Annotated in this window: 8 protein-coding genes and 1 pseudogene; all 9 read left to right on the top strand. The window is 66.6% G+C overall.

Annotation, left to right across the window (positions count from 1 at the left end):
* Positions 1 to 254: pseudogene (locus tag IV113_RS08140) on the top strand (MFS transporter); the annotation flags it as partial.
* Positions 255 to 278: 24 nt separating this feature from the next.
* On the top strand, positions 279 to 1,907 hold the full coding sequence (locus IV113_RS08135) for an MFS transporter (protein ID WP_291082844.1): 1,629 nt from the start codon (positions 279 to 281) through the stop codon (positions 1,905 to 1,907).
* Positions 1,908 to 1,949: 42 nt separating this feature from the next.
* Positions 1,950 to 5,768 (top strand): nitrate reductase subunit alpha, encoded by a 3,819-nt coding sequence (locus IV113_RS08130; RefSeq protein WP_291082841.1) that lies wholly within the window; start codon positions 1,950 to 1,952, stop codon positions 5,766 to 5,768.
* Positions 5,765 to 7,297: a nitrate reductase subunit beta gene (gene narH / locus IV113_RS08125; RefSeq protein ID WP_291082838.1), complete on the top strand. Its 1,533-nt coding sequence runs from the start codon at positions 5,765 to 5,767 to the stop codon at positions 7,295 to 7,297. Before IV113_RS08130 ends, narH begins: the two co-directional genes overlap by 4 nt.
* 1 nt (position 7,298) lies before the next feature.
* Positions 7,299 to 8,012 carry a nitrate reductase molybdenum cofactor assembly chaperone gene (narJ, locus tag IV113_RS08120; RefSeq protein WP_291082835.1) on the top strand — a complete coding sequence of 238 codons (714 nt, stop codon included), beginning with the start codon at positions 7,299 to 7,301 and terminating at the stop codon, positions 8,010 to 8,012.
* Positions 8,009 to 8,740 carry a respiratory nitrate reductase subunit gamma gene (gene narI, locus IV113_RS08115; protein WP_291082832.1) on the top strand — a complete coding sequence of 244 codons (732 nt, stop codon included), beginning with the start codon at positions 8,009 to 8,011 and terminating at the stop codon, positions 8,738 to 8,740. Before narJ ends, narI begins: the two co-directional genes overlap by 4 nt.
* A gap of 24 nt (positions 8,741 to 8,764) precedes the next feature.
* A complete protein-coding gene (locus IV113_RS08110; protein ID WP_291082829.1) occupies positions 8,765 to 9,625 on the top strand; it encodes a peptidylprolyl isomerase in 861 nt (286 codons plus the stop codon).
* Between the two features lie 148 nt (positions 9,626 to 9,773).
* Entirely contained in the window at positions 9,774 to 10,463 is a 690-nt protein-coding gene (locus tag IV113_RS08105; protein ID WP_291082826.1) for a carbonic anhydrase, read from the top strand.
* Positions 10,441 to 11,658: a nitronate monooxygenase family protein gene (locus tag IV113_RS08100; RefSeq protein WP_291082824.1), complete on the top strand. Its 1,218-nt coding sequence runs from the start codon at positions 10,441 to 10,443 to the stop codon at positions 11,656 to 11,658. The genes IV113_RS08105 and IV113_RS08100 overlap by 23 nt, the downstream gene beginning before the upstream one ends.
* Positions 11,659 to 11,712 lie beyond the last annotated feature (54 nt).

Below are 11,712 nucleotides of genomic sequence, written 5' to 3'. Positions count from 1 at the left end.
TCAAGTACATCAGCGACGACTACCCGAAAAACATCGGCGCCATCAGCGGCATCGTGGGCCTGGCCGGTGGCCTCGGCGGCTTCGTGCTGCCCATCCTGTTCGGCGCGCTGATGGACATCACCGGCATCCGTTCCAGCGCCTTCATGCTGATGTACGGCGTGGTCTGGGTGTCGCTCATCTGGATGTACTGGACCGAGGTGCGCCAGACCGAGGTCATGGGCGCCAACGCCAAACCTTTTTCCCTTCAAAGCTGACCCCACGCGTCGGCCAACACCACCATGAACACGAACACCAAAGTCGGTCCGGATATTGCGGACTGGCGCCCTGAGGACGAACAGTTCTGGAACAGCACCGGCAAACGCGTCGCCTACCGCAACCTTTGGATCTCCGTGCCGGCTTTGCTGTGCGGCTTCGCCGTCTGGGGCATGTGGGGAATCATCACGGTGCAGATGCTCAACCTGGGCTTCCCCTTCACCCAGGCCGAGCTGTTCACGCTGACCGCCATCGCCGGCATCTCGGGCGCCACCATGCGCATCCCGGCCTCCTTCCTGGTGCGCCTGGCCGGTGGGCGCAACACCATCTTCCTCACCACGGCGATGCTGCTGGCCCCGGCCATCGGCACCGGCTTTGCGCTGCAGCACCCCGAGTGGCCGCTGTGGTCGTTCCAGCTGCTGGCGCTGTGGTCCGGCGTGGGGGGCGGCAACTTCGCCTCCAGCATGTCCAACATCAGCACCTTCTTTCCGAAGCGGCTGCAGGGCACGGCGCTGGGTCTGAACGCCGGCCTGGGCAACTTCGGTGTGACGACGATGCAGATCGTCATCCCGCTCGTGATGACGCTGCCCTTGCTCGGCGCCTTCGGCGGCGAGCCCATGACGCTGGTGAAAGACAGCGGCTGGATCTTCGGCAAGATCGCCGCCGGCACGCCCACCTGGATCCAGAACGCGGGCTTCGCCTGGGTGATCTCGCTGGTGCCGCTGTCGATCCTGGCCTGGTTCGGCATGAACAACCTCAAGACCGTGTCGCCCGACACCGGCCACCCGCTGGTCGCGTTCGCCAAGGTCACCTACCTCTACACCCTGGCCTTCATCCCGGCCGTCTTCATGCTCTGGCTGTACCTGCCGGCCCCCACCGGTCTGGGCATCCTGAACATGTGGATCGCCATCCCGCTGGACATCGCCCTGGCGCTGCTCATGATGCGCGTGGCCGCCTTCGGTGCCATGAAGGAGAACGTGGCCAAGCAGTTCGCGATCTTCCGCAACAAGCACACCTGGTCGCTCACCGCGCTCTACATCGTCACCTTCGGCTCCTTCATCGGTTTCTCGATGGTGCTGCCGCTGGCCATCACGGTGATCTTCGGCTTCCAGCACGTGGCGGACGCCGCCGGCGTGATGACGCACACGCTGAAAAACCCGAACGCGCCGTCAGCCCTCACCTACGCGTGGATCGGTCCCTTCGTCGGCGCCGCGGTGCGCCCCATCGGTGGCTGGATTTCCGACAAGGTTGGTGGCTCCATCGTCACCCAGGTCATCTCGGCGGTGATGGTGCTGGCCTCCGTCGCGGTGGGCTACGTGATGATGCAGGCCTACGGCTCGGCCACGCCCGAGCAGTACTTCCCCGCCTTCATCGGCCTGTTCATCGTGCTGTTCTTTGCCAGCGGCATCGGCAACGGCTCGACCTTCCGCACCATCGGCGTCATCTTCGACCGCCAGCAGGCCGGCCCCGTGCTGGGCTGGACCTCGGCCGTGGCTGCCTACGGCGCCTTCATCGCGCCGGTGGTGATCGGCGCGCAGATCAAGGCCGGCACACCGCAGGTCGCCATGTACGGCTTCGCCATCTTCTACGCCGTTTGCCTGGTGCTGAACTGGTGGTTCTACCTGCGCAAGGGCGCAGAGATCAAGAACCCCTGACCGCGCACCTCAGATGCCACGCCCCACTTTCCGGAGACCTTCATGAGCCATTTCCTCGATCGCCTTTCCCATTTCTCGCTGCCGCGCGAAAACTTCTCGGGCAACCACGGCCAGACCACCGGCGAAGACCGCACCTGGGAAGACGCCTACCGCAACCGCTGGGCGCACGACAAGATCGTGCGCAGCACCCACGGCGTGAACTGCACCGGCAGCTGCTCGTGGAAGATCTACGTCAAGGGCGGCATCGTCACCTGGGAAACCCAGCAGACCGACTACCCGCGCACGCGCTGGGACATGCCCAACCACGAGCCGCGCGGCTGCGCGCGCGGCGCCTCCTACAGCTGGTACCTCTACAGCGCCAACCGCGTGAAGTACCCCATGGTGCGCGGCCGCCTGCTGGAGCGCTGGCGCGCCGCGTTGAACGTGGCGAAGACACCCGTGGACGCCTGGGCCTCCATCGTCGAGAACCCCGAAGCCCGGCGCGACTACCAGCAGGTGCGCGGCATGGGCGGCTTTGTCCGCGCAAGCTGGGACGAGGTCAACCAGCTGATCGCCGCGGCCAACGTCTACACCATCAAGCAGCACGGGCCAGACCGCATCATCGGCTTTTCGCCCATCCCGGCCATGAGCATGGTGAGCTACGCCGCCGGCTCGCGTTACCTCTCGCTCATCGGCGGCGTGTGCATGAGCTTCTACGACTGGTACTGCGACCTGCCGCCGGCCAGCCCGCAGGTCTGGGGCGAGCAGACCGACGTGCCCGAATCGGCCGACTGGTACAACAGCTCGTTCATCATCGCCTGGGGCTCCAACGTGCCGCAGACGCGCACGCCCGACGCCCACTTCTTCACCGAGGTGCGCTACAAGGGCGCCAAGACGGTGGCCGTCACACCCGACTATTCCGAGGTGGCCAAGCTCTCCGACCTCTGGCTGCACCCCAAGCAGGGCACCGACGCCGCGCTCGCCATGGCCATGGGCCACGTGGTGCTCAAGAACTTCTATTTCCCCGAGGGCGGCAAGCCGCGCAGCAGCTACTTCGACGACTACGCGCGCCGCTACACCGACCTGCCGCTGCTGGTGATGCTGAAGGAACATGTGCTGGCCGACGGCACGAAAACCCTGGTGCCCGACCGCTACCTGCGCGCCAGCGACTTCAACGGCCAGCTCGGCCAGAAGAACAACCCCGAGTGGAAGACCGTGGCCTTCGACACCGGCGGCAAGGCCGTGCTGCCCAACGGCTCGATCGGCTTCCGCTGGGGCGAGGCCGGACGCGCCGACGAAGGCAAGTGGAACCTGCAGGCCAAGGAAGCCCGCAGCGACACCGAGGTGAAGCTCAAGCTGTCGGTGATCGAAGACGGCGAGCAGGACACCCAGGTGGTGGACGTGGCCTTTCCCTACTTCGGTGGCAACGCCGCGCCGCACTTCACCGCCAACGCGCAGAACGGCGCCATCAACCACGCCCGCGTGCCGGCCGTGCGCCTGCGCCTGGGCAAGGCCGGCGAGGAGCGCCACGCCATGGTGGCCACCGTGTTCGACCTGCAGGTCGCGCAGTACGGCATCGACCGCGGCCTGGGCAGCGGCGCAAAGGATTTCGACGACAACGCCGCCTACACGCCGGCCTGGCAGGAGAGCATCACCGGCGTGCCGCGCGACCAGGTCATCACCGTGGCGCAGCAGTTCGCCGACAACGCCGACAAGACGCACGGCAAGTCGATGGTGATCATCGGCGCGGCCATGAACCACTGGTACCACGCCGACATGAACTACCGCGGCGTGATCAACCTGTTGATGATGTGCGGCTGCATCGGCCAGAGCGGTGGCGGCTGGGCGCACTACGTGGGCCAGGAAAAGCTGCGCCCGCAGACCGGCTGGACCGCGCTGGCCTTCGCGCTCGACTGGATCCGCCCCCCGCGCCAGATGAACAGCACCAGCTTCTTCTACGCGCACACCGACCAGTGGCGCTACGAGAAGCTCGGCATGGAAGAGATCGTGAGCCCGCTGGCCGACAAGGCCGCGTTCGGCGGCAGCATGATCGACTTCAACGTGCGCGCCGAGCGCATGGGCTGGCTGCCGAGTGCGCCGCAGCTCAAGACCAACCCGCTGCAGGTGGTCAAAGACGCCACCGCCGCCGGGCTGGACCCCAAGGACTATGTGGTGCGTGCGCTGAAAGACGGCACGCTGGCCATGAGCTGTGAAGACCCGGACGCGCCGCAGAACTGGCCGCGCAACATGTTCGTGTGGCGCAGCAACCTGCTGGGCTCCAGCGGCAAGGGCCACGAGTATTTCTGCAAGCACCTGCTGGGCACCGAAAACGGCGTGCAGGGCAAGGACCTGGGCAAGGACGACGCCAAGCCGGCCGAAGTGACGTGGCACGAACACGCGCCGCAAGGCAAGCTGGACCTGCTGGTCACGCTCGACTTCCGCATGAGCACCACCTGCCTGTACTCCGACATCGTGCTGCCCACCGCGAGCTGGTACGAGAAGAACGACCTCAACACCAGCGACATGCACCCCTTCATCCACCCGCTGTCGGCCGCGGTGGACCCGGTGTGGCAGAGCCGCAGCGACTGGGAGATCTACAAGGGTTTTGCGCAGGCCTTCAGCGAAGTCTGCGTGGGCCACCTGGGGGTCGAAAAAGAGGTGGTGCTCACGCCCATCATGCACGACACCCCCGGCGAACTGGCGCAGCCTTTTGACGTGAAGGAATGGCGCAAAGGCCACTGCGACCTGATCCCCGGCAAGACCGCGCCGCAGATCTCGGTGGTGGAACGCGACTACCCCAACACCTTCAAACGCTTCACCGCGCTGGGCCCGTTGCTGGAGAAGCTGGGCAACGGCGGCAAGGGCATCGGTTGGAAGACCGGCACCGAGGTGGAGCAGCTCGGCCAGCTCAACGGCACCACGCTCGACGAGGGCGTGACCAAGGGCATGCCGAAGATCGTGACCGACATCGACGCCTGCGAGGTGATCCTGCAGCTCGCGCCCGAGACCAACGGCCACGTGGCGGTGAAGGCCTGGGAGGCGCTGGGCAAACAGACCGGCATCGACCACACGCACCTGGCGATTCACCGCGAGGACGAGAAGATCCGCTTCCGCGACATCCAGGCGCAGCCGCGCAAGATCATCAGCAGCCCGACCTGGAGCGGCATCGAGAGCGAGACGGTGAGCTACAACGCCGGCTACACCAACGTGCACGAACTGATCCCATGGCGCACCCTCACCGGGCGCCAGCAGTTCTACCAGGACCACCCCTGGATGATTGCCTTCGGCGAAGGCCTGGGCAGCTACCGCCCGCCGGTGGACCTGAAGGCGACCTCGGGCATCCACAACATCAAGTCCAACGGCAACACCGAGATCGTGCTGAACTTCATCACGCCGCACCAGAAGTGGGGCATCCACTCGACCTACAGCGACAACCTGATGATGCTCACCCTCAACCGGGGCGGCACCGTGGTCTGGCTCAGCGAGGACGATGCGAAGAGCGCCGGCATCGAGGACAACGACTGGGTCGAGCTGTTCAACATCAACGGCGCGGTGGCCGCGCGTGCGGTGGTGAGCCAGCGCGTCAATCCGGGGATGGTGATGATGTACCACTCGCAGGAAAAGATCATCAACACCCCGGGCTCGGAGATCACCGGCGTGCGCGGCGGCATCCACAACTCGGTCACGCGCATCGTGCTCAAGCCGACCCACATGATCGGTGGCTACGCGCAGCTCAGCTACGGCTTCAACTACTACGGAACGATCGGCACCAACCGCGACGAGTTCGTCGTGGTGCGCAAGATGGACAAGGTGGACTGGCTCGACACACCGGCCGACGACCACCTGATCCGCGCTTACCAATCCCAAGGAGAGAACCCATGAAGATCCGCGCACAAATCGGCATGGTGCTCAACCTGGACAAGTGCATCGGTTGCCACACCTGTTCGGTCACCTGCAAGAACGTCTGGACCAACCGCCCCGGGGTGGAATACGCCTGGTTCAACAACGTCGAGACCAAGCCCGGCATCGGTTACCCGAAGGAGTGGGAGAACCAGGAGAAGTGGCAGGGCGGCTGGACCCGCCGCGCCGACGGCTCCATCGTGCCCAGGCAAGGGGGCAAGTGGCAGCTGCTGATGAAGATCTTCGCCAACCCGCACCTGCCGGAGATCGACGACTACTACGAACCCTTCACCTTCGACTACGACCACCTGCAGTCGGCGCCCGAGATGAAGCACGCGCCCACCGCGCGCCCGCGCAGCCTGATCACCGGCAAGCGCATGGAGAAGATCGAGTGGGGCCCGAACTGGGAGGAGATCCTGGGCGGCGAGTTTTCCAAGCGCAGCAAGGACGCCAACTTCAACGGCTTCGAGGCCGCGCAGAAGGCCATGGTGGGGGAGTTCGAGAACACCTTCATGATGTACCTGCCGCGCCTGTGCGAGCACTGCCTCAACCCGGCGTGCGTGGCCTCGTGCCCCTCGGGCTCGATCTACAAGCGCGAGGAAGACGGCATCGTGCTGATCGACCAGGACAAGTGCCGCGGCTGGCGCATGTGCGTGAGCGGCTGCCCCTACAAGAAGATCTACTACAACTGGAAGAGCGGCAAGGCCGAGAAGTGCATCTTCTGCTACCCGCGCATCGAGGCCGGCCAGCCCACCGTGTGCAGCGAAACCTGCGTGGGCCGCATCCGTTACCTGGGCGTGCTGCTGTACGACGCGGACCGCATCCAGGAAGCCGCCAGCGTGCCCAACGAGATGGATCTTTACAAGGCGCAGATCGATCTCTTCATGGACCCGCACGACCCGGCGGTGATCGCGCAGGCGCGCGCCGACGGCATCCCTGACAACTGGCTGGAGGCCGCGCGCCACAGCCCGGTCTACAAGATGGCGGTGGACTGGAAGGTGGCGCTGCCGCTGCACCCCGAGTACCGCACGCTGCCCATGGTCTGGTACGTGCCGCCGCTCTCGCCCATCACCGCCGCGGCCAACGCCGGGCACCTGGGCGACAACGGCGAGATCCCGGACGTGAGCCAGCTGCGCATCCCGGTGAAATACCTCGCCAACCTGCTGACCGCCGGTGACACGATCCCCGTGGTGCGTGCGCTCGAACGCATGCTGGCCATGCGCAGCTACCAGCGTGCCAAGCATGTGGACGGCGTGATCAACCAGGACGTGCTCGACCAGGTGCGCTTGAGCGTGCGTGAGGTTGAAGACATGTACCAGACCATGGCGATCGCCAACTACGAGGACCGTTTCGTGATCCCCACCACCCACCGCGAATACGCCGAGAACACCTTCAACATCAAGGGCGGCTGCGGCTTCAGCTTCGGCAACGGTTGCTCGGAAGGGCAGACGGAAACGAGCCTGTTCGGCAGCGAGAAGAAGCGCACCATCCCGATCAAGGCAGGGGTCTGACATGGCATTTTTCTCATCTCCCCAAAAGCCCGCCGTGCACACGTTGCGCGTGCTCGCCCACCTGCTGCGTTACCCCACCGCCGAGCTGCGTGCGCACGCCGGTGAACTGCGCGATGCATTGCGCACCGAAGCCGCCTTGCCGGCCACGCGGCTGGTTGAACTCGACGCGCTGCTGGTGCACCTGAGTCAACAACCTGCGCTGGATGTCGAAGCCGACTACGTCGAGCTGTTCGACCGCGGGCGCAGCACCGCGCTGCACCTGTTCGAGCATGTGCTGGGCGACTCGCGCGACCGTGGCCCGGCCATGATCGACCTGATCCAGACCTACGAAAAGGCCGGCCTTTTCTTTGGCCCGGCCGAGTTGCCCGACCACCTGAGCGTGCTGCTGGAGTTCGCCTCCACCCAGCCCGCTTCGGTGGCGCGCGAGTTCCTGGGCGAGAGCGCGCACATCGTGCGCGTGATCTTCAGCGCGCTGCAGAAGCGCGAGAGCCCGTACGCCAGCGTGCTGGCCGCGGTGCTCGAAATCGCGGGTGAGAAAGCCGAGCCGGTGCCGGTGGCGGCCGACCCCGGCATCGACGAGAGCTGGGCCGAACCCGCGGTGTTCGGCGGCTGCTCCACGGAAGGCCAGGCCCGGCCCGGCCAGCCGCAACCCATCCGCATCGTGAAGGCGGCCACCGGCCGCCACCCCTCCCCCCCACCAGGAGCACAGGCATGACCTCACTGCACCACTTCCTCTTCGGCGTCTATCCCTACATCTGCCTGGCGGTTTTCCTCATGGGCAGCCTGGCCCGCTTCGACCGCGACCAGTACACCTGGAAAAGCGATTCCTCGCAGCTGCTGCGCAAGGGCCAGCTGCGCTGGGGCAGCAACCTGTTCCACATCGGCATCCTGTTCCTGTTCTTCGGCCACGCCGTGGGCCTGCTCACGCCGCACTTTTTCTACGAAGGCTTCCTGGACGCCGCGGTCAAGCAACGCCTGGCCATCTACGCGGGCGGCACCGCCGGCGTGATCTGCTTCGTGGGCCTGTCGATGCTGCTGCACCGGCGCATCTTCGACCCGCGCATCCGCCTGACCAGCCACCGCACCGACATCGCCATCCTGGTGATCCTGTGGGTGCAGCTCACGCTGGGCCTGATCACGTTGCCGTACTCGTATTCGCACGCCGATGGCAGTGCCATGCTGGTGCTGGCCGAGTGGGCGCAGCGCATCGTCACCTTCCGTCCGGAAGCCTCCGCCCTGGTCAACATGGACTGGCCTTACAAGGTGCACCTGGTGCTGGGCATGACGATCTTCCTGCTGTTCCCGTTCTCGCGCCTGGTGCATGTGTGGAGCGGCTTTGCCAGCGTGGCCTACCTGGTGCGGCCTTACCAGGTGGTGCGCAGCCGTCGCCTGGGCGTGCCGGCCAACCCGACCAATCCTGCCCACCCGAACCAGCCCCGCTGATCCACCCCAACAACGGGAGCCCCCATGAGCCAAGACCTTTCCACATCTGCCTCCACCGGTTGCGGCAGCAGCGCTTGCGCCTGCAAAAGCCCTGAGGCCGCCGCCCCGGCGCCGGTAGCGATCGCCAGCGTCAACGGCATCCACCTGCACGAGGCCGGCGAGGTGCTGGACGCGCAGAACCTGCGCGAGCGCGCCTGCACCGAGCTGCTGCGCCAGCAGGCGGTGAGCGCCGGCCTGCTGCCGCGCTTCACCGGCCTGACCGCGCCCGAGCCCGATGCCGACACGCGCGGCGCGATCGAGGCCCTGCTCGAAGCCGAGGTGCACTCGCCCGAGCCCGGCGCCGAGGAATGCCGGCGCCACTACGAGGCCCACAAGCCGCGCTTCGTGGTCGGCCAGGCGCTGCACGTGCGCCACATCCTGTTCGCGGTCACGCCGGGCGTGCCGGTGAACGCGCTGGCGCAGCGCGCCGAGGCCGCTCTGCTGGAGCTCTCGCGCCAGGGGGTGTCCGCTGATCGCTTCGCTCAGCTCGCGGGTGAACTCTCCAACTGCCCGTCGAGCGCCCAGGGCGGGGACCTCGGCTGGATCACGCCGCAGGACTGCGCGCCCGAGCTGGCCAAGGCGCTGTTCCTGCAGAACGACGCCATCCAGGCCCTGGGCCTGCACCCGCGCCTGGTGCACAGCCGCTTCGGCCTGCACATCGTCGAGGTGCTGGCGCGCGAGCCTGGGCGCCTGCCCGAGTTCACGGAGCTGCAGGCGCAGATCGGTGCGCGGCTGGCGCTGCAGTCGCAGGCCACCGCGCTGCGCCAGTACATGCAGCTGCTGGTGGGCCAGGCGCAGGTGGAGGGCGTCGAACTGGAAGGGGCCGACACCCCACTCGTGCAATAGAGACCACCCCCATCGCTTGTTCGCTTCGCGTAACCGCTCCGCCCCTCAAGGGGCAATGCCTGCGGCCTGGCAAAGCCAGTTCCGCGGCATTCCCGGTTGAAGGCACGGCGTCCTGTGGCGGTTTGGTCGTCTTGAAAGATGGATCATCATGAACACCCAGTCAGCGCCTGACGAACTGCTGTTGCGCCTGCGGCATTTCCGCTCCGACTACTTCCCGCGCCACCAGCAGCGCTTTCAAGATCTGGTGGCCGAGGGCCAACACCCCAAGACACTGTTCATCGGCTGCTCCGATTCGCGCCTCGTGCCTTACCTGCTCACCGGCGCCGGCCCGGGTGAGCTCTTCATCGTGCGCAACGTCGGCGCGCTCGTCCCACCCCATGACCAGTCGCACGGACTCCACGGAACGATGGCAGCGATCGAGTTCGCCGTGCTCAGCCTGCACGTGGAGCGCATCGTGGTGTGCGGCCACAGCCACTGCGGCGCGATCCGCACCGCCTACGAAGGCGCGCCCGCCGAGGCGGTGGCCCTCACCGCGTGGCTCAAGCTGATCGACGAGGCCCTGCTGCCGGTGCAACCCTGCGCCGAATCCATGCGCCGCACCGAGCAGCGCGCGGTGGTGCTGCAGCTCGAACGCCTCATGGGTTACCCCATGGTGCGGCGCGAGGTCGAGGCCGGCCGGCTCACCCTGCACGGCTGGCACTACGTGATCGAAGAAGGAGAAGTGCATGTGTTTGATGCACAACAAGGTGATTTCATCGCCGCTTCGTTAGCCTCCAACAGCGGCACCGGGCCGTACCAACCTTATGTGGAGCACGATGGACAAGTCATCAGTTACTGAAGAGGCCGTGGCGCTGGCGGCGGAACTCCAGGCCCTGGCCCGCGAGGGCGGCCTGCGCACCTGGCGGCTGCGCGGCCGCGAGCTGCTGCCGGTGGTGCAGGGCGGCATGGGCGTGGGTGTGTCGGCGGCCTCGCTGGCGGGCACCGTGGCCGGCCTCGGTGGCTTGGGCACGATCTCTGCGGTCGATCTGCGCCGCCGCCACCCCGACCTGATGGCGGCCACCGCCCACCTGGACAAAGAGCCCGACGCACGCGAGCGCATCGACACCGCCAACCTGGTCGCGCTCGACCGCGAGATCCGTGGCGCCAAGGCCATCGCGCAGGGCCGCGGCCTGGTCGCGGTCAACGTGATGAAGGCGCTCAGCGCCTACGAGCAATACGTGCGGCTGGCGCTGGAAAGTGGCGCCGATGCGGTGGTGGTGGGCGCGGGCCTGCCGCTCGATTTGCCCGAACTGGCGCGCGACCACCCCGACACCGCGCTCATCCCCATCCTGTCGGACGCGCGCGGTGTGCAGCTGCTGGTGCGCAAGTGGGAGAAAAAGGGACGCCTGCCCGACGCCATCGTGATCGAGCACCCGCGGCTGGCCGGTGGCCACCTGGGCGCGGCGAAGGTGGCGGATTTGCAGGACACGCGGTTCGATTTTGAGGTGGTGATCCCGCAGGTGCTCGAGTTTTTCAAGACCGCCGGCATCGAGCGCGAGATACCGCTCATCGCCGCCGGCGGCATCGGCTGCCGCGACGACATCCTGCGCTTGCAGGCCCTGGGCGCCAGCGCGGCGCAGCTCGGCACGGCGTTCGCCGTCACGCAAGAATGCGACGCCGATCCGGCCTTCAAACGTGTGCTGGCCGAGGCCCGACCCGAGGACCTGGTGGAGTTCATCAGCGTGGCCGGCCTGCCCGCGCGCGCCGTGCGCACGCCCTGGCTGGACAAATACCTGCGTCTGGAGCCGCGACTGAAGGCGGTTGCGCATGTGAAGAAAAAGTGCAACATGGCATTTGATTGCCTGGCCCATTGCGGATTGCGAGACGGCAAGGGCGAAATGGGGCAGTTCTGCATCGACCAGCAGCTCGGCCACGCGCTCGACGGCGACACGCAGAAAGGCCTCTTTTTCCGGGGTGCGGGTGTGCTTCCATTCGGCCAGCAGATCCGACCGGTGAAAGACCTCATGCTGTGGCTGTTGGGCGGCAGGATGTGAACACCCCCCGCAGTGCGGTGATCACCCTCCGCGTCGCCTTCGGCGCCACCCCCC

The sequence above is a fragment of the Hydrogenophaga sp. genome, from assembly GCF_018780385.1.
Taxonomy (GTDB): Bacteria; Pseudomonadota; Gammaproteobacteria; order Burkholderiales; family Burkholderiaceae_C; genus Hydrogenophaga.
The sequence above is the reverse complement of the archived record's forward strand: the minus strand, read 5'-3'. Positions and strand labels throughout refer to the sequence as shown.